18 protein-coding genes are annotated in these 17,656 nt (G+C 56.2%); 8 read left to right on the top strand and 10 right to left on the bottom strand.

Going from position 1 to position 17,656, the window contains the following annotated elements; genetic code table 11:
• Window positions 1–165 precede the first annotated feature (165 nt).
• Window positions 166–1,761 carry an NAD(P)/FAD-dependent oxidoreductase gene (locus OHL22_RS23365; RefSeq protein ID WP_263342222.1) on the top strand — a complete coding sequence of 532 codons (1,596 nt, stop codon included), beginning with the start codon at window positions 166–168 and terminating at the stop codon, window positions 1,759–1,761.
• Between the two features lie 163 nt (window positions 1,762–1,924).
• Here OHL22_RS23365 and mreD read toward each other — a convergent pair whose 3' ends face one another.
• The 4 genes from mreD to OHL22_RS23345 all read right to left on the bottom strand — a co-directional run bounded on the left by mreD (window position 1,925) and on the right by OHL22_RS23345 (window position 5,640).
• Window positions 1,925–2,446: a rod shape-determining protein MreD gene (mreD, locus tag OHL22_RS23360; RefSeq protein WP_263342221.1), complete on the bottom strand. Its 522-nt coding sequence runs from the start codon at window positions 2,444–2,446 to the stop codon at window positions 1,925–1,927.
• 2 nt (window positions 2,447–2,448) lie between these two features.
• The gene (gene mreC / locus OHL22_RS23355; protein ID WP_263342220.1) at window positions 2,449–3,768 is read right to left on the bottom strand and encodes a rod shape-determining protein MreC; all 1,320 of its coding nucleotides are present in this window, start codon (window positions 3,766–3,768) and stop codon (window positions 2,449–2,451) included.
• Between the two features lie 59 nt (window positions 3,769–3,827).
• Window positions 3,828–4,892 carry a rod shape-determining protein gene (locus OHL22_RS23350; protein WP_317890918.1) on the bottom strand — a complete coding sequence of 355 codons (1,065 nt, stop codon included), beginning with the start codon at window positions 4,890–4,892 and terminating at the stop codon, window positions 3,828–3,830.
• A 274-nt stretch (window positions 4,893–5,166) separates the two neighbouring features.
• Entirely contained in the window at window positions 5,167–5,640 is a 474-nt protein-coding gene (locus OHL22_RS23345; RefSeq protein WP_263342219.1) for a site-2 protease family protein, read from the bottom strand.
• Between the two features lie 255 nt (window positions 5,641–5,895).
• On the opposite strand from OHL22_RS23345, the gene OHL22_RS23340 reads away from it, so the two are divergent.
• From OHL22_RS23340 to OHL22_RS25170, 4 genes are read left to right on the top strand one after another with little or no spacing between them, the layout of a single operon-like run.
• The gene (locus OHL22_RS23340; RefSeq protein ID WP_263342218.1) at window positions 5,896–7,383 is read left to right on the top strand and encodes an aldehyde dehydrogenase family protein; all 1,488 of its coding nucleotides are present in this window, start codon (window positions 5,896–5,898) and stop codon (window positions 7,381–7,383) included.
• Between the two features lie 43 nt (window positions 7,384–7,426).
• The gene (locus tag OHL22_RS23335; protein WP_263342216.1) at window positions 7,427–7,798 is read left to right on the top strand and encodes a hypothetical protein; all 372 of its coding nucleotides are present in this window, start codon (window positions 7,427–7,429) and stop codon (window positions 7,796–7,798) included.
• A gap of 42 nt (window positions 7,799–7,840) precedes the next feature.
• Window positions 7,841–8,107, top strand: a complete 267-nt coding sequence (locus OHL22_RS23330) for an antitoxin PaaA2 family protein (RefSeq protein ID WP_263342215.1) — start codon at window positions 7,841–7,843, stop codon at window positions 8,105–8,107.
• On the top strand, window positions 8,104–8,391 hold the full coding sequence (locus OHL22_RS25170; RefSeq protein ID WP_377819777.1) for a type II toxin-antitoxin system RelE/ParE family toxin: 288 nt from the start codon (window positions 8,104–8,106) through the stop codon (window positions 8,389–8,391). The genes OHL22_RS23330 and OHL22_RS25170 overlap by 4 nt, the downstream gene beginning before the upstream one ends.
• Before the next feature lie 10 nt (window positions 8,392–8,401).
• Here the strand turns inward: OHL22_RS25170 and OHL22_RS23325 are convergent, their stop codons facing one another.
• Complete coding sequence (locus OHL22_RS23325) at window positions 8,402–8,698, bottom strand: hypothetical protein (RefSeq protein ID WP_263342214.1); 297 nt, start codon at window positions 8,696–8,698, stop codon at window positions 8,402–8,404.
• A gap of 176 nt (window positions 8,699–8,874) precedes the next feature.
• Between OHL22_RS23325 and OHL22_RS23320 the strand changes: the two genes are divergently transcribed.
• The gene (locus OHL22_RS23320; protein WP_263342212.1) at window positions 8,875–9,528 is read left to right on the top strand and encodes a PadR family transcriptional regulator; all 654 of its coding nucleotides are present in this window, start codon (window positions 8,875–8,877) and stop codon (window positions 9,526–9,528) included.
• Window positions 9,529–9,752: 224 nt separating this feature from the next.
• Here OHL22_RS23320 and OHL22_RS23315 read toward each other — a convergent pair whose 3' ends face one another.
• From OHL22_RS23315 to OHL22_RS23295, 5 genes are all read right to left on the bottom strand, one after another.
• On the bottom strand, window positions 9,753–10,298 hold the full coding sequence (locus OHL22_RS23315; protein WP_263342211.1) for a hypothetical protein: 546 nt from the start codon (window positions 10,296–10,298) through the stop codon (window positions 9,753–9,755).
• 133 nt (window positions 10,299–10,431) lie between these two features.
• Entirely contained in the window at window positions 10,432–11,214 is a 783-nt protein-coding gene (locus OHL22_RS23310) for an enoyl-CoA hydratase-related protein (RefSeq protein WP_263342210.1), read from the bottom strand.
• 42 nt (window positions 11,215–11,256) lie between these two features.
• Entirely contained in the window at window positions 11,257–11,682 is a 426-nt protein-coding gene (gene nusB / locus OHL22_RS23305) for a transcription antitermination factor NusB (RefSeq protein ID WP_263342209.1), read from the bottom strand.
• A complete protein-coding gene (ribH, locus tag OHL22_RS24945; RefSeq protein ID WP_317890917.1) occupies window positions 11,679–12,572 on the bottom strand; it encodes a 6,7-dimethyl-8-ribityllumazine synthase in 894 nt (297 codons plus the stop codon). Before ribH ends, nusB begins: the two co-directional genes overlap by 4 nt.
• A gap of 149 nt (window positions 12,573–12,721) precedes the next feature.
• Complete coding sequence (locus OHL22_RS23295; protein WP_263342208.1) at window positions 12,722–15,217, bottom strand: hypothetical protein; 2,496 nt, start codon at window positions 15,215–15,217, stop codon at window positions 12,722–12,724.
• A 503-nt stretch (window positions 15,218–15,720) separates the two neighbouring features.
• Here OHL22_RS23295 and OHL22_RS23290 point away from each other — a divergent pair.
• Window positions 15,721–16,176, top strand: a complete 456-nt coding sequence (locus tag OHL22_RS23290; protein ID WP_263342207.1) for a hypothetical protein — start codon at window positions 15,721–15,723, stop codon at window positions 16,174–16,176.
• A gap of 390 nt (window positions 16,177–16,566) precedes the next feature.
• Window positions 16,567–17,550 carry an SPFH domain-containing protein gene (locus OHL22_RS23285; RefSeq protein ID WP_263342206.1) on the top strand — a complete coding sequence of 328 codons (984 nt, stop codon included), beginning with the start codon at window positions 16,567–16,569 and terminating at the stop codon, window positions 17,548–17,550.
• Window positions 17,551–17,656 lie beyond the last annotated feature (106 nt).

Raw genomic sequence — 17,656 nt, 5'->3', positions numbered from 1 at the left:
AGAAAACACATCAATAAATTCCTTTGACGAAAACCCATCCGTGCATTGAACATAACGGCATCATCACCCAGACAGAATTCAACAAGGCGTGAAGTAAGTTACGCACATTAAAGATGACTGTACAGTTCGCTTACATCACGATCCGCAATCTCTTCACGAGAATCCATGCCAGATAACAAGTGCGGGGCGGCCATCATCATTGGCGCCGGGCCTGCCGGACTAACTGCCGCGCTCGAACTACAGCGGCAGACTGCCATCAAGCCCATCCTTATCGAAGCCAGTCATGCAATTGGCGGCATCTCGCGAACCATTGTCTACAAAGGCAATCGTATGGATATCGGCGGTCACCGCTTCTTCTCAAAATCAGACCGCGTCATGCAATGGTGGCTCGACCTGATGCCAGTGGAAGCCAGCGCAGCAGATAAATCTGAGTTACGTCATCAAGGCAAAATACGTGAAGTTCCTCAATTCACCTCAGCCCCCGATCCAAACAGCGATGATTTGGTGATGCTTGTTCGCCAGCGTAAGAGCCGCATCTACTTTCTCCGCTGCTTCTTCGATTACCCCATCAAGCTCACTGCAGATACCCTCCGCAAGATGGGTGGCATTCGCACCGTACGCTGCGGCTTCAGCTATCTTTGGTCTGCCGTACTTCCACAGCGCGAAGAGCACTCGCTCGAAGACTTCCTTATCAATCGCTTCGGCAGGCAGCTCTATCTCACCTTCTTCAAGTCCTACACCGAAAAGGTATGGGGCGTGCCTTGCGACAAGATCAGTGCCGAGTGGGGTGCCCAGCGCATCAAAGGGCTATCTCTCAAAGCCGTCGCCGTTCATTTCCTCAAGAAGACCTTCTCTCGTAAAAAGGCGAATGACATAGCACAGAAGCAGGTCGAAACCTCTTTGATCGAAAAATTTCTCTATCCCAAGCTGGGTCCAGGCCAGCTCTGGGAACACGTCGCGGATATCGTGCGTGAAAATGGCGGCGAAATTCATTTCGGCCTCAAAGTGGATCGCATCCGCGTCGAAAATGATCGCGTCGTCGCCATCGAAGCCATCGACGAAGCCGGACAACGCACCACTTGGACCGGAGATTATTTCTTCTCCACCATGCCCGTCCGCGATCTCATCCGCGCCATTGGTTCGCCTGTGCCCAGCCCCGTAAGAGAGATTAGCGAAGGCCTCCTATATCGCGATTTCATCACTGTTGGCCTGCTGGCCAACAAACTCATCGTCAAGGAAGCCGATGGTTCTGCGCTAAAAGACAATTGGATTTACATTCAAGAGTCTGACGTCACCGTAGGCCGTCTGCAGATATTCAATAACTGGAGCCCATGGCTCGTCGCCAATCCGAACAAGACCTGGATCGGGCTCGAATATTTCTGCAACGATACGGATCCCCTATGGAAGCTGAGCGATGAAGAGATGGGTAAACTAGCCATTGAAGAAGTCTCGCGTATCGGCATACTCAAGGCAGAAGACGTCGAAGATTATCACGTCGTGCGTGTGGCAAAAACCTATCCAGCCTACTTCGGCAGCTATGATTGCTTCGACATCATTCGCAACTATACCGATACTTTCAAAAATCTCTTTCTCGTTGGCCGCAACGGGATGCACAAATACAACAACCAGGACCACTCGATGCTGACCGCCATGACAGCCGTCGAAAACATCGTCAACGGCATCACCTCAAAGGACAACATCTGGTCCATCAACACCGAGATGGAATACCACGAAGATAAAGCGGAAGCAAAGCAGGCCTAAGTGCCGCTTTTTCACTCGATGCAGCATCACCCGACAGTAATATGCGCTGGCGAGCATCGCAGGGATACAAATATCAAAGTCGTCGTCTGGACTATCGACTCGCCCGCTAACTTGATAAGCCTACAGGCATGGCGATTGATTCTTCCGCCGCGGCGGCTATTGCTCAGTCCCTCGTCTGCAACCTGTCCAGGAATGGAAATACCACCAGGCCAATGGCCGCATTCCCACCCGCGCGTAATAACTCATCGACCCAGTTCACCTGCCAGCTGAGCCCCAGCATCATGCCAACGATAAACAGCATCAGCGCACTGGACAGCAGCGTGAAAGCAAAATTCAGCAGCATGCGAATGAGATTGTTTTCTATTACCAGCCGGATTCCAATCGAAGCAGCGAGGAAACCGACCACCGTATTCGCAATCCCGTGAATCCCGATCGGCCTTTGCGTCAATCCATCTTGCATCAGGCCCAGAACCGCTCCCAATAACGTTCCATGAATTGGGCTCCGCCGGTTGATCGCAAAATAAATCGTCACTAGCAGCGGTAGATCCATGTAGGCGTACCGACCCATAAGCCGCGGCAGCCACGCCTGCAATACCAGCGCGGCCAGCGGCACAAACACATACACCAGCAGCGGATAACGCCGGATCTCCAGATCGCGGCGGTAGTCGGGAATGAGCGCCTGCACTGCTATTGGACCCTCCGCGAAGTTCGTGGTTTTACCGCGCCCGTAATCGATATCGGCTTCGGATTGGCTGGTTTCGGCTGAGTCTCCCCGCCATTCGGCGTCTGCCCCGGAGTATCAGTGCCAGAACCCGTCACGCCATCGGATAACACCCCCGGCGAGAACCGGTCCGGGTGCTTCGCTGGTATCGGCTTCGGCGTCGGCAACTGCGATGCATTCGTTGCAAGCTTGCCGTCTGGCCCCATCTGTCCAAGAGCCGGCGTCGCTCCAGCAGGATTCGTTCCAGCCGGGTTCGCTCCACCTGCATCCGGCGCATTCGGATTATTAAGCCCCGGCAGCCGCTCTTCCATCTCCTGGGCTGCCTTTTTGCGCTCCGCCTCAGCCGCAAGCTCGGCGGCTTCCGCGCCTTTCTGATCCTCGCTCGCTGCCAGGTCCTTCTGTTGCTGCGGAGACATCTTCGAGTCCAGCGACGTAATCACCAGCACCTCATCCAGGTGCTGCAGATCTGCCGCCGGCTTGATCACCACCTCAATAAAGCCGCTTCGCTCCGGATCACGAACCACCTTCTCCACCGCCCCTACCGGCAGTCCGCGCGGAAAAATCTGATCCCCACCTGCCGTCAATACCTGCTCACCCGGCTGTATCCGCTGATCCGCCAGAATATTGATCACCTGTGGCTGCCCCGCCGCATTTCCCCGCAAAATCCCGCGAATGCGCGTCTTCTCCAGGACCACCCCGGCTCCGCTTGTTTGGTCGTTGATCAGCAACACCTGAGCCGTGCGCGCAAACACATCCCGCACTTTACCGACGATGCCATCGCCGGTAATCACCGCCATATCCGGCTTCAGCCCATCGTCCAGACCTTTATCCAGATAAAGCACCCGCGACTGGTTGCTTCCACTCGTCCCAATCACCTGCGCTGGCAACGTCGCATACGCATACCCCTCGCGAAACTTCACCAACGCCTGCAACCGTTGCCCTTGCAGAGCGTCTTCATGCAGTTCTGCCTGCTCCAGTCTCAGCCGGTCGATCGTCTGTTGTAGCTGCTTATTCTGGTCGCGCACATGCTGCAGATTGACATAGTTGTTCCAGAACCCAGTGAGGTCATCGCTGACTCCATGGAATCCCCGCTCAAACGGCGACACCGCGCTCACCGCCCACAGCCGAATGAGCATGACTCCCTTGCCTTCTGGCCGCGTTTGTCCCGGCATGGAACCCTGTGCCACTGCGGGTTTGCGCACCTGCACAGCCAGCCCCATCACCTGCGCCAGCACTACCGCCAGCACGACGATCAGGTTGCGATAGCGGCCAAAAAACGATTCCATAGAAAGTCAGTGTGAAGTGTGGAGTGTGAGCGGGGAATGTTTTCACACTCGCACTCGTCTCAGTCAATCTTGATCTTCCGCAGCAACCGGAAATCCGACAGCATCTTGCCCGTTCCCAGCACCACAGAAGCCAGCGGATCATCAGCCACCGAAACCGGCAATCCGGTTTCCTCTCGAATCCGCTTATCGAGATTCTTGATCAACGCTCCGCCGCCCGTCAGCACAATGCCACGATCCGAAATATCCGCCGAAAGCTCTGGCGGTGTCCGCTCCAGAGCAACACGAATCGCATTCAAGATTACCGAAATGCATTCCGCCAGAGAATCGCGAATCTCGCTGTCATCGATCGAGATCGTCTTCGGCACACCCTCAATCAGGTTGCGTCCTTTGATCTCCATCGTCAGCGGCTTATCCAACGGATAGGCCGACCCGATCTCGATCTTGATCTGCTCCGCGGTCCGCTCGCCGATCAGCAGGTTGTACTTGCGCTTCAGATAGTTGGTGATCGACTCGTCCATCTGATTGCCAGCCATCCGCACCGACCGCGAATACACAATCCCCGACAGAGAAATCACGGCAATATCCGTCGTTCCGCCGCCGATATCGACCACCATGTTGCCGTAGGCCTCGGTGATCGGCAGTCCCGCGCCGATCGCCGCCACCATCGCCTGCTCCACCAGATATACCTCGCTGGCTTTGGCCCGATACGCCGAGTCCTCAACAGCCCGCTTTTCTACCTGGGTAATCTCCGAAGGCACGCCAATCACGATCCGCGGATGCACCAGCATCTTGCGGTTGTGTGCCTTCTGGATGAAGTAGTTCAGCATCTTCTCGGTGACCTTGAAGTCCGCGATCACCCCGTCCTTCATCGGCTTGATGGCCACGATGTTGCCCGGCGTCCTGCCCAGCATCTCCTTGGCCTCGCGCCCCACGGCCTCCACTTCGCCGGTGTTCTTGTTCAGAGCCACAATCGAGGGCTCATTCACGACGATGCCCTTGCCCGCCGCATATACCAGTGTGTTGGCAGTGCCAAGATCGATCGCCAGATCGCTCGAAAACATGCTGAACAGGGAGCGAAACCCGTGCGAACGCGTAGTGCGCGAAGAAAAACCGTTCGAAGACATTTGCTTGAATAAACTCTCTAGCGCCAGACCCGGCTGGGCATTCAGGGACTCTCGACTATTGTACGGCCACTCGCCACCTGCGCGCAGAAAGTGGAAAAGTACGTATATTGCGCATCATCGCTCAAAGATTGCACACTGCACGACGCCGATTGCGCATAGTCCGTCGGCGATTGCGCAGCGGCGCTCATTTATTGCGCAACGTCAGACAAGGATTGCGCATCGTCCCCGGCCATCTTGACTAGTCAGACCTTGCCAAGTGCGGGAGCCGTCGGCTTTACACACCCCACAGAGCCTTCCAGATACGCCTCCCATCGCTCGATGGTATCGGCAGTAAATTGATCGCACCTATCGCCAGATTGCACACCGCCAGGCGATGACCGATCCACGGCAGATAAAGAAATAGAACGACCAAGCAAAAATTGACCATCGGGCCAGCAAATGCAATCAACGCCTCGTCATACCGGCGCCCCGAGTGCGCCCGGCGAATATACGCGCCCTTGAGACTGAGACCTATCTCACTCACCCGCACTCGCAGCAGCATCGCCATCGTCGCATGTCCCAGTTCATGAAGCAGCAGGCTGAGAACCAGAAATACCCCAATTGGCAGCCCCAACCTGAACCCGCCCATCGCCACGCCAATCAGCAGGCACAGCAAAACCAGAATCCACCCATCCGACTGCATCCGGAACGGTACTTCCCACCGGTTTTCTGCCTGTATTGTCGCCACCTTGTCTGCGTCCATCTGCATGTACTTAGGATGCTCCATCTGGGCCAATATCTACGCCAGATTACGAAAGACTTGCCTTCGGCGTTCCTGCTTCAGGAAACTCGTGCACGAAGTTACTACCCGCGTAACCTCGTGCCCTGGTTGAGGTGCAAATCCCCTGAGAGCGAAGCATGAATCCTCCGCTCCCCTGCGCTAATCTGAAAGGTTGGCTGCGAGCGCAACGCGCCGGCTATCGAATCAGCCCTTACAACTGCGGGCGGCAAGCGAGAAATGAATATGGCAAAGCACTATCACAATCTCATCGGCGGCGAGTGGCTCCCTTCACAATCCGGGCAGACCTTTCAGAATCTCAACCCCGCCGACCATAACGATGTTATCGGAGACTTCCCCGCCTCCAGTGCAGCAGATGTTGCGCTCGCTGTTGCCGCCGCAAAGAAGGCCTTCGCAACCTGGCGTCTCGTTCCTGCTCCCAAGCGTGCTGAAATCCTCTATCGCGCTGGCCAACTGCTGACCGAGCGCAAGGAAGAGTTCGCCCGCCAGATGACCCGCGAAATGGGCAAAGTCCTCGCCGAAACCCGCGGTGACGTGCAGGAAGCCATCGACGAGGCCTACTATGTTGCTGGCGAAGGCCGCCGTCTTTTCGGCCAGACCACCCCGTCTGAACTGCAGAACAAGTTCGCCATGTCCATTCGCATGCCCGTAGGCGTATGCGCCATGATCACGCCGTGGAATTTCCCCATGGCCATCCCCTCGTGGAAGCTCTTTCCTGCGCTCGTCTCCGGCAACACCTGCGTCATCAAGCCCGCCGAAGACACTCCGCTCTCAACGCTCAACCTCGTTCAGACCCTCATGGATGCCGGTTTGCCTCCCGGCGTCGTCAACATCGTCTTCGGCTACGGGCCTGAAGCGGGCGCGCCTCTCGTCGAGCACCCGGATGTCCGCGCGGTAAGCTTCACCGGCTCGTCGGCTGTCGGCTCCATCGTCGCCCAGCGCGCCGCCGCCAACTTCAAACCCGTTTCGCTGGAAATGGGCGGCAAAAACGCCATGATCGTCATGGACGATGCCAATCTCGACCTCGCCCTCGATGGCGCACTCTGGGGAGCCTTTGGCACTACCGGCCAACGCTGTACCGCAACCAGCCGCATCCTGCTGCACAAGGCAATCACCGCCGAATTTACAGAAAGGCTCGTTGCCCGCGTCAAAGCGCTTACGGTCGGTAACGGCCTCGACACTAACATTGAAGTCGGCCCCCAGATTAACAGTCAACAGATCGAGACCAGCACCAGTTATTGCCAGATCGCCCAGGCCGAGGGCGCAAAACTGCTTACTGGCGGTAGCCGGCTGAGTAAAGGCCCCCACGCGAACGGCACATTCTTTGCTCCAACGGTCTTTGGCAGTGTCACAGCCGACATGCGCATCGCCCGCGAAGAAGTATTCGGCCCAGTCGTCTCGCTCATTGAGTTCTCGACCTTCGAGGAAGCTATCCAGATCGCCAACTCCATCGACTACGGCCTCTCGACCTCGCTCTACACCAAGGACGTCAACCGCGCCTTCACTGCAATCCGCGACCTGGAAGCCGGCATCACCTACATCAACGCCCCCACCATCGGCGCAGAAGTCCACCTACCCTTTGGCGGTGTGAAGCAAACTGGCAACGGCCATCGCGAAGGCAACGGCGCTATCGACTTCTACACCACCTGGAAATCCGTCTACGTCGACTACAGCGACAAACTACAGCGCGCCCAGATCGACAACGCTGAGTAGGCCAAAGATTCGATCAATTGGAATCTCAAGAGAGAGTGGCCCGATGACGCCAGAGAACTTCGTGAATGCTTTGAAGGTTCAAACGAGCGACGCAGCTGTGCGCGGAACAGTTGCTCAGCTTCGTGCTCCGTCAGGACGCAAACCTGATCCAAAACTCGTCATGCTTTCTGAGTGGTTTAACGAGCTATCAAGCAGCGATCAAGAACACGTCACGGAGGTAATAAGACAAGCGGCGCAACTCGCCGTATTTGGCTTTTTCTGTGTTCTAGATGGCGTTACGGTCTTTGAAGATGGCCCCAACAAAGGCGATCTGAAACTCATCTACTCAAATAGATCGGAAACATTGGTACTGAATAATCCGCAAGTCGAATTCTTGCACGATATTTACAACAGCAAGTGCGAAGACTCTGTGTAAGCGACAACGAGACTAATTCTGAAATCGCCGTATAATCTCCCTATGCCGCAAACCGTCGCCGAACTCCTCGAAGCAGCCCGCCAACTTCCCTCCGAAGAGCGAGACTGGCTCGTCAATTCCCTGCAGGAGGACGAATTCACTAAGTGGCAGAAGGAAGCAGGCGAACCCGAACCCGGCTACGATGAATGGTTCCGCGCCAGTGTCGAAGAAGCCATCGCCGACACTTCGCCGGGGATTCCTCATGAAGAAGCAATGCAGCGTTTTCACGACGCTATTCAGAAAGCCCGCCGACTCAAAAACACTGCATGAGAATCACCTGGAACCGGCAAGCCATCCGCGACTTGGATGAAATAGCAATCTATATAGCAAATGACAGTCCGCAAAACGCCGCTCTTGTTGAAACCCGAATTCACCGAACGGCGATTGCACTTTCCGAATTTCCTTTGGTTGGTCGGCTTGGTCGCATCGCCGGAACTCGGGAGCGAGTAGTGGGAAGAACTCCCTTTATCCTGATCTACCGTGTCGAGCCCGACGAAATCCGCATTCTCCGCGTAATCCGCGGCACACGAAAATGGCCCAAAGGCTTTGCTTGAGCTGAAAGCTCTACAGTAACCGCGCAATCCGCTTCAGTATTTCCTTTCCGGTCATACTCTCATCGTTCAGTTCGGTCACCTTTGCCATCCGCAACAGCACCACCTGCAGCGCAATAGCGATCCCACGCCGCTCCACCCACACTTGACACTCGCGGTACGTCCCCTTGAACAGCGCCCGGCTCTCGATCGCCGCCGAATCGTTCCGGCAGACATAGCCGTTTACCCCCTCGGTAAACATGATCAGGTAGGTTTCTCTCTCATCGATACAAGCCTGAGAGGCGTCATTCATCAATTCTTCGAGCGTCATATCGTCCTGTTTGGATTAACAGTGCTGCTCTAACAACACGCATTGCTGTGTCAAAATGCTCATCTGAATTTTTCAGGAATCCAGTTGCGTCCAAATCACATCTTAGATATATCTTAAGATATATCGAGAGTGATATTTTCGATGTATCGCAATTCAGATGAAAGAAGGAACACATTATGTTTGGCAAACAACACTATTCAGATCAACAAGTTGGCGATCCACGAATGGACGACCCCCGCTTTGCGGGCCAGCCCGGTTTTGGCCGATGCGGCCATCACGAGCGCCATTTCGGACGCCACGGCGGCTTTGAAGGCTTTTGGGGACGTCATCACGGACGCGGCTTCGGCGGATTCGGCCCCGGCGCAGATCGGGAACGCCTCTTCGATTCCGGCGAGCTTCGCCTCGTTATCTTGCAGCTTCTCTCGGAAAAGCCGAGCTATGGCTACGAAATCATCAAGGCCATCGAGGAGCGCCTTTCCGGCGGCTACGCACCATCTCCCGGCGTCGTTTACCCCACCCTCACTCTGCTTGAAGAAGAAGGCTACGCAACCGTAACCTCCACCGACGGCAACAAGAAGCTCTACACCGTTACCGAGCAGGGTACCGATTACCTCAAAACCAACGAACCCGTTATCAAGGCCATCTTCGGGCGTATTGAACAGGCCGGCAAAGTCTTCGGCCGTGGACGTTCGCCTCAGATCATGCGCGCTTTGATGAATCTGAAATTCGCGCTCAAGATGCGCGCCAGCCAGGGAAATCTCTCCGCAGAGCAGACCCGCAAAATCTGCGACGCGATTGATGCCGCAGCGAGGACCATCAGTGAAGTTTGAGACCGATCAACAGTCTCTGATCTCCAAATCAGCAACACCGCACGATGAGAGAGGCAGGATGCACCCAAATCCAACTCAATCCGCCACTCAAGCTGGGCCGCCACAGGACGAGATCGCTGCTCTGCAAGTACAGAACCGCAATCTACAAGTCCTGGTTGGCGAGCTGCTCGTTCAAAACGAGCAGTTACGACTCCGGCTCGCTCAACAGGAGATGGCCGCCACCATCAGCGCGACGGCCACTCCTCCACCACAATACCCAGATCGTTAAGCTGCTGAATCGCCGCTTCAATCTGCCGCCGGATCGCCGGCCGCGCCTTCGGATCTGCCAGCGGCGACTCTTCAATTGCCACCACGCGCCCATAAGGCCACGCACCGTCAGGCAGCGCAATCAAAGCATCCACCAACTCTTTTTGCCGAATCTGCAGTTCCTGACGCCTTGCCGCTGTAGGCCGCAGCATGCCGCCCTGCCCCAGCGCCGACGGGTTCGCATCCGCTCGCGTAATGCGCAGATTGACCCACTGCGCATCAAAGCTCAAAAATGGATTCATCCACGCGCCCGGCTCGTGTACATCCGCATAGCGGCTTTTGGTGGGGAGGGCTATGCGAGCAAATTCAGCCCGCTCTTTATCTCGTTCCGCCGAAGCCACTTGCGCCTTCTGCTCCGCGGAAACCGCAGATTGAGCGACTCTGCTGACCGCCTGTTCTTCTTTCTTGCAGCCCGGCACGACGGCCAGCACGGCCGTCAGCGTCACCAAAACCGGCATTTTCACTGGCGATTTCACTTATCTGAGCATATCAGCAGCAGGAGATAGACGCCGCAGGAGGCCAACTGAGAGCACAGGGCGCGAATCTCAACCGGCAACGGAATCTTCCGTCTTGAACAGTCGCCAGAACCTGGTTTCCTTATTTTCCTGACCACACCGCTGCCCGTTTTTCAAGGAAGGCGTTTGTCCCCTCGACCTTGTCCTGAGTCGTACAGCAGTGACCGAAATGCCGCGCCTCCTCAAGCAAGCCATCTTCAAGTGTGTGATCCAAACCATAGTCGATCGCCCGCATGGTGCGTTCTACGGCAATGGGAGCATTCTTTGCGATCTCCAGCGCCAGCTCTTCCGCACGCGCCATGAGCTTGTCCGAAGCCGCAACCTCATCCACCAGCCCGATGCGCAGCGCTTCATTTGCCGAAACCATCGCGCCTGTCAGCAGCATCTTCATTGCCGCACCACGCCCGACAAGCCGCGGCAGGCGCTGCGTACCGCCAAATCCGGCAAGGATACCTAGCTTCACCTCAGGCTGTCCCAGTCGTGAGTCCTCCGAAGCAATGCGCAGCGTGCAGGCCATGGCCAGCTCGCAGCCGCCGCCCAGCGCATAGCCCTGAATACAAGCAATCACCGGCTTGCCCAACGTCTCGATGCGCCGGAATATCCCCTGCCCGCGCTGTGCAAAGGTGCGTCCCGAAGTCTCGTCCAGTACGGCAAGCTCGCCGATATCCGCGCCTGCAATAAATGCCTTGCCGCCCGTTCCGGTGAGGATCACCACGCGAACTTCATCATCCGCAGCCGCCATCTCGACAGCCTGGGAAAGCTCTTCGAGCGTAGCGGCATTCAGAGCATTCAGCACCTTTGGCCGGTTGATCGTGATCCACGCCAGCGGCGCGCGCTTCTCATAGGTGAGATGAAGAAACTCCACGGATCCCTCCGTATTGGTTTGGCTACATCGCCGGCACGCGAATCATATTCGCTGCACCAGCTCCTTCGCCATTGAATCGAGTACACCATTCAGAAAGCTCACCGATTCCGGCGCGGAATAACGGCGCGCAATTTCGAGAGCTTCATTGATCACGATCGGAAACGGCGTCGACTTGAAGCCGAGCATCTCCGCCGCAGCCAGCCGGAGTACATTCCGGTCCACTCCCGGCATGCGCTCGATGCGCCACTTCACCAGGTGCTTTGTGATCAGTTCATCGATCTCATCCGCACGTGCAGTCGCCACGCGATAAAGATCTTGCGCAAATCCACGCACATCCGGGTCAGACTCTTCGCGGGCAACCCAGAAGGTCTTCACCACCTGCTCGGGAGTCTGCTTGCCCATGTCTCCCTGAAACAGCATCTGCATGGCCAGTTCGCGGGCCTTGCGTCGTACGCCGGTAGTGGTCATGCGTCCTCGCCGTTCATCGTGAGCAGCTTGCGCCGCAATGACACCATCTCAATCGCTGCCACGGCAGCCTCAAATCCTTTGTTCCCGGCCTTGATGCCCGCACGGTTCAGCGCCTGCTCCAGCGTCTCGCAGGTGAGCACTCCAAACGCATGCGGAACGCCTGTCTCCTGCTGCGACTGTCCGATGCCACGCGATACCTCGTTGTAGATGGCTTCATAATGCGCCGTTTCGCCTCGAATCAGGCATCCGAGCGTAATCACGGCGTCCACCGTGCCTGGTCCACCAAAGGAAGCCACACGTTCGGCAATGGTCCGTGCTGCGGCTGGAATCTCCCACGCGCCGGGCACACGCACAATTTCGATCTGCCGTCGCGCCGCGCCGCTTCGCAGCAATCCATCCAATGCGCCATCCAGCAGCCGGTCCGTAATCACAGAATTCCATCGCGAAACAACAATCGCGAAGCGCATACCCTCCGCCGACAGATCGCCTTCGATCGCCACCGGTTTCCCGCGCAACGGGTCAGACCACTCCCAGAAGCCGAAGATATGCCCATCCACCGGCTCGGCCGTAAACATGCGTGACTTCCAGTCGGTCTCCGCAACTGCACTGACGCGCGCTTCCGGCGCAACTTTCCGGTTGCCGAACCAGCGCAATGAAGCCTCGCGCACTGCATCGATCTGGGTGACTTCAACCATCACTGCTGCAGCCGAAGGCATCTCGCCTTCAATCAATTCCAGATTTCCCATTGGAGCCAGAAAAGACGCACCACGGCTCTTCTCTTCATCCCAGCCCTTACCGGGCTCAAACCCTAACGCGTCGAAAAAACTCGACAGTGTCGCATACTCTTCCGCCGTCGCTGCCGGACGCAGTATTGAAATTCCCTTGATCATACGTTTCGATTCTATCTCCCTGAACCGCCGGTCTTGCACACAGCAGATCAATGCCGCCCGAGCCGGGTTTAAACCCGCACAGCAGAGAGCCCGCACCGTTCCTTTCGATGCGGGCCTCTTTGTACTTGCTTCCTGGAATGATCGTAAAGCTAGGTAGTAGTCCTCGGCTTCACCGCGATGGCTGTCGCTGGAACTGGATTACCGTTACCGTCCGTCAGACCTGGCTTGACTTGCTTGGTGTCAGTCAACGAATTCACGGTGATGTAGTGCACCAGGTTGTCACCAGAGGTCGACACAAAGAATGTTGTGTCATCCAGGCTAAAGGCACCAGCCACCGGAGCCGTGGGCACTGCCGTGCTTCCGCTTGGCTCCTGCAACGTCACCTGCCCCACAACGCCCAGAGTGCCATTGCTGTTGGGCTGATAGTACGGCAGAGTCGCAGCAGTGGTCGTTCCGGAAACTGGCGTGTAGGTAATGAACGCCAGGTTGGAAGCAGGTGATGCAACGACCTGATCCAACGCACTCGCCTGGAATCCAAGCGCGCCGCTCGGTGTCGTCAAGACCTGCGTTACAGGTGAATTCACGATGTTCGTGCTCGATCCACCCGACGACGGGCAAGCGCCATTCGTCAGGCTGTTAGCGAAATTCAAACCGATGTCGGACAGCGTTGGCGAGGTGCCACCATCCAGCCCGACACCCAGAATATGAGCGCCATCGGTAGTAGCCGCCAATACGTCGGTCTGCGCAGTCGCCGAGGCAGCCTGCGGATAGGCCTGAACGATCGTGTTACCGCTGAGGGAAGGACACCACGCACGTAACGGCGTCGAGGTCGCGGTTGAGCTACCAGCTGAACTACTGCTCAGAAACGCTCCAACTCCCGGGATCGTCACTGTCGTGCTTACCGGCCAATCGACCGCAGCGGTGGTAGTACTAGGCGCTGTAGGCGGCTGACTCATTGCTGATGAACTTAGTGAATATGTTGTCCACCCGGTATTCACGTTATAGACAAAAAGCGTTGGCGTATACGGCGTCGATGTGTTGGCCGAGTTGGTCACATATCCCAGCACATATAGCGTCTTCGAATCGGGCGTCCACTGCGCAGCCAGCCCGGTTCCGCTATACGTTGTGCTGGTACCGGCACTGGGTGAATACAGATAGAAAATCTGCCGTAGTGGGTCGTTGATCAGAACGGTCTGATTATTCGGCGCCACGGCCAACACCATACCCGGCACGGTTGTATCTTCTTTGGTCAACGCGTTCGATGCCGTGGCATAAATCATCAGTTCGTGGCTTGACCCGAAGTAAAGGCTGGTACCCAGGTTATCCATCTTCATGGAATTCGGAACATAGGGCATCTTTACTGTTGGTCCCACCGTGCCGCTGATCAACTCTACCGGAGTGAAATATTGAGAACCGGTGCTCGGCGCGTACCCCGGAATGCTGATTGGATACTGGTTTGAGGAGCTGACAGGATAGGCAGGCGACTGCGGGCTGGAATACCAGACATAATCACTTGCAATGCCCGGCGTCGTAATCGTCACCGGATTGCTCGTGATCGAAGTTCCTGTGAGATTGACACCAACCTTATCAATCGGCGAGGGATTACAGGTCGTCGGCTGGCACACCGCGTAGATGGAAGCCTGCCCAGCAAAATTTGCTGTAACCGCACCGCTCGAAGTCACACTGATATCCAGCGGATTCGTCGATTGATAGTCGAGTGTCAGACCAGTAAGTGTGAAGCCGTTTTTATCTGTAACCGTCGTCACCACGTTCTGCGTGACGCCCTGTGTAACCGTGCCGCTGGTCGATCCGTTCAAAGTCACGCTGATGTTGGTTGGCGGGCAGGTCGAGAAATAACCCGCCGACGAACCCGATCCCGCAACCGAAGCAGTGATGTATGTCGTTCCAGGCAGCTGTGCCGTGATCACGCCAAATTCGTCAATCGTGGCAATTGATGTGTTTTGCGCCGTATAGGAGAGATTGCCGATAGCGGTCGAGCATGAAGGCACCCCAGAAGTGTTCGGCTCGCACAACAGCGTCTGCTGCCCGTTGAGCGTATAGTAAGCCTTCGAATCGAGCTGCGCGGTCTGCGTTTGTGAAAGGCAACCATTGATGATTTGCGCTGTATTGGCGGCATTTTCCAGCACCAGCGAGACCGCAGTCACCTGTGGATGTGTATAGACCGTTACCTGGTTCGAGGTCACGCCGGCGCCCGTCGCCGTCACATACGCCGACTCATAGGGATAGCCATTTGTCGAGGGCAACGGCGACGGAATATTGCAGATCGTGTAGTCAGGAATACCGCCGCCGCTGCGCCGGTTCCACGTGCCCGCGCACAGGTTGCCACTCGGCGAAATATCGACGATCTGATTGTTCGAAGTTCCGTAGATCCAGGACGTAACCGAAGCCGACGAGCCCTTGCAGGTCTTGGCCGTAGGTGTCGCCAACTGCTGCGTCTGCCCATACGCCAGCGAGATGCCGGTCGTCTGTGGCTGCAGAATGATAGTCGCCACATCCGTCAGCTTCAGTCCGTAACCTTCACCATTGCAGTAATTCCCTGCGGGATTGCGCGTGCAACCGGTGATCGAAATGCCAGCCGGAATTGTCAGGGCCAGCAGAAAAACAAGCGTCAGCAACCGCCGCATGCATCCTCCCCGTCCCGCCCTCAAACCAGCGAAACGGTCAATCTCAACTTCAAAAAGTTCGAAATGATTCCGAAAGAAAAGTGTATCAGGGTGAAGCTGCCCTCTTCAGGCGCACCCCACCCCACCTAACAACTCATTCTTGTGCATGATGGACGGACGGGAAGCCCAAACGAAAGCCGGGGATTGCCCTCGGCTTCACATCTGCCACAAAAACCGCATTCAGCCAGCCTATTCGGTCGGGGGCACTTGTGGCTTAATGCTGAACTTTCTATCAAGCCCAGGCGCGTCTGTCCCAGGTTGTCCGCCGCCAACATGCACCTTTTACTCACCGGCAGGCACAATCGGATTCCGATCTCCGCCACCATTCCCGGATCGTGACCTTTCCGCTCAAATTCCACCTGCATGTTTGTCCTATTCCCGAAAAGATAGGAAGTCTTTAGAACATTGATCGAGTTAAATAGCATTTCATAGCAATGCTACGATTGCCTGCGAGGTATTATGCTTTGCGAATCACAGCACTAATCCGGCTTACGAGCTTATTGCTCTTCGCAATGCCGCTTGCCGGCTGCCTTCGCAACGCACGGCTGCAACCGTTCGCAGGCCAATGGGTATTGAAGCAATCCGGTGCAAACCTTATGGTCATACGAACTCACGTATCTCGACGCAAGCTGACAGGTATCCTGATTGCGCCCAGCTATCTTGACGAAAAAGGGGATGGCCGCCTGTATGAGCTCAAGCCTCCACTGAAACAAAAACCGGTGAGATCAAGGAAGCTCAAGAACAAATCTCTGGAGCTGCTCGTCGGAGAGAGGACAGACTACGACGTCATTCCGATGACGCTTACCGATCCGAATCACGCCCAGCTCCACTGGGCAAAAGGTTACGTGCCACCCTGGCATTTTGAGCGCGTTCCGGATCAGCCTCCCCTTCAGCCTCAGATACCCGAAGAGAAGCCCTGACGCCAGCCGTCTCACTCCGCCGGCATATACTTCGCAAACCAATCCAGCGCCCGCACCAGCACATCTGTCCGGTGCTCCGGATTCACAAACCTCTGCCTCTTCCTGGCATCCCGCTCCCTTACACACTTCTTATGTCACCAGGAGTATTGTTAGTGACCGTGCGTTTGACGGATGTTGGCCGTGAAAGGAAGGGCCAAGGATCTGAATGACGTGGTTGTTTTGGAGGTTGATTGCAACATTTCTCGTCTCGCTGCTTCTTTTTGAAGTGATGGTGACGGGGTTCCACCAGCTCAATTTGCCGAGCAATCGAGCTGTAATGGTGGGCGTGGGCCTTCTGCTTAGCGTGGCAGTCGGCGGTTTCTTCAGTCTCGGAAGAATCTGGAAAAGACAATGACTCTCTTTGGAGAGGTGATGGGCTCCGGCACTGGCCGGGGCAGTGACGATCTGTTCGCCAAAAACGCTCGTCGCTGGGCGAAATTTGGCGTAGTTACCTTGGCGTCGCTGATCGCGTTGTCGATCTTTCTGAACTATGTAGCTTCAGTCAAGCGCATCGGCGCCGGCTATGTGGGCGTCGAGGTGCTGCTTAGTGGATCGCAGCGGGGAGCCTCGGAGATTCCGGTGCGCACCGGCTGGGTGTTCTACAGCCCGCTGCGTAGCCAGATCATCGAGTTTCCAACATTTGTGCAGACGGTCAAGTGGACGCACGACCTGAACGAGGGCCGCGCAGCCAACGAAGAGATGAGCTTCAACTCGAAAGAAGGAATGGAGATCTACTCGGATGTTTCGCTGAGCTATGCAATCGATCCGAAACATGTGCCTGACTTTTACGTGAAGTATCGTGTCAACGATCTCGATCTCTTCACTCACGGCATTCTGCGGGATGTAGTTCGCAACTCTCTGAACGAGGTAGCTTCGACATATAACGTGGAGCAGATCTATGGAGAGCAAAAGGCTGAGTTCATCAACAAGGTGCAGATGATCATTCAGCAGAAGATGGAGCCGGTAGGCGTGCTGATTCAACAGTTCGGGTTCATCGGTGCCCCGCGCGTACCTTCTGTGATCGCAGACGCAATCACAGCGAAGGCACAGGCGATCCAGGATGCCGAGCGCGCACGGAACGAGTTAGCGAAGACGCAGGCCGAGGCGGCAAAAGAGATTGCCGCCGCAGACGGCGATGCAAAGGCTGAAGTAACGCGCGCGCAAGGTGAGGCGGAGGCAAATAGAATTCGCCAGAGTTCACTGACGCCACAGCTTCTGGAGCTTCGCAAGATCGAGAACCAGAAAGAGCTGATCGAGCGTTGGAATGGACAGCTTCCTACAGTACAAACCGGCAACGGTGGCTTGTTGATGGAACTGCCCAAAAATACTAACTAATCAGCAACAGCCGTCAAACCACAACCCCGGATTCGCGCAATGCGAATCCGGGGCTTTTTGTTGCTGTTGGAGCGCCCACATCTTGCTTTACGTTCGGTAGCTCACG

The organism is Acidicapsa dinghuensis, from assembly GCF_025685685.1.
GTDB classification, from domain to species: domain Bacteria; phylum Acidobacteriota; class Terriglobia; order Terriglobales; family Acidobacteriaceae; genus Acidicapsa; species Acidicapsa dinghuensis.
The sequence above is the reverse complement of the archived record's forward strand: the minus strand, read 5'-3'. Positions and strand labels throughout refer to the sequence as shown.

Coding starts and splice junctions, on each gene's coding strand:
- OHL22_RS23365 (WP_263342222.1), top strand. CDS start 166: ATGCCAGATAACAAGTGCGGGGCGGCCATCATCATTGGCGCCGGGCCT.
- mreC (WP_263342220.1), bottom strand. CDS start 3,768: ATGGAATCGTTTTTTGGCCGCTATCGCAACCTGATCGTCGTGCTGGCG.
- OHL22_RS23350 (WP_317890918.1), bottom strand. CDS start 4,892: ATGTCTTCGAACGGTTTTTCTTCGCGCACTACGCGTTCGCACGGGTTT.
- OHL22_RS23345 (WP_263342219.1), bottom strand. CDS start 5,640: ATGCAGATGGACGCAGACAAGGTGGCGACAATACAGGCAGAAAACCGG.
- OHL22_RS23340 (WP_263342218.1), top strand. CDS start 5,896: ATGGCAAAGCACTATCACAATCTCATCGGCGGCGAGTGGCTCCCTTCA.
- OHL22_RS23335 (WP_263342216.1), top strand. CDS start 7,427: ATGACGCCAGAGAACTTCGTGAATGCTTTGAAGGTTCAAACGAGCGAC.
- OHL22_RS23330 (WP_263342215.1), top strand. CDS start 7,841: ATGCCGCAAACCGTCGCCGAACTCCTCGAAGCAGCCCGCCAACTTCCC.
- OHL22_RS25170 (WP_377819777.1), top strand. CDS start 8,104: ATGAGAATCACCTGGAACCGGCAAGCCATCCGCGACTTGGATGAAATA.
- OHL22_RS23325 (WP_263342214.1), bottom strand. CDS start 8,698: ATGACGCTCGAAGAATTGATGAATGACGCCTCTCAGGCTTGTATCGAT.
- OHL22_RS23320 (WP_263342212.1), top strand. CDS start 8,875: ATGTTTGGCAAACAACACTATTCAGATCAACAAGTTGGCGATCCACGA.
- nusB (WP_263342209.1), bottom strand. CDS start 11,682: ATGACCACTACCGGCGTACGACGCAAGGCCCGCGAACTGGCCATGCAG.
- ribH (WP_317890917.1), bottom strand. CDS start 12,572: ATGATCAAGGGAATTTCAATACTGCGTCCGGCAGCGACGGCGGAAGAG.
- OHL22_RS23295 (WP_263342208.1), bottom strand. CDS start 15,217: ATGCGGCGGTTGCTGACGCTTGTTTTTCTGCTGGCCCTGACAATTCCG.
- OHL22_RS23285 (WP_263342206.1), top strand. CDS start 16,567: ATGACTCTCTTTGGAGAGGTGATGGGCTCCGGCACTGGCCGGGGCAGT.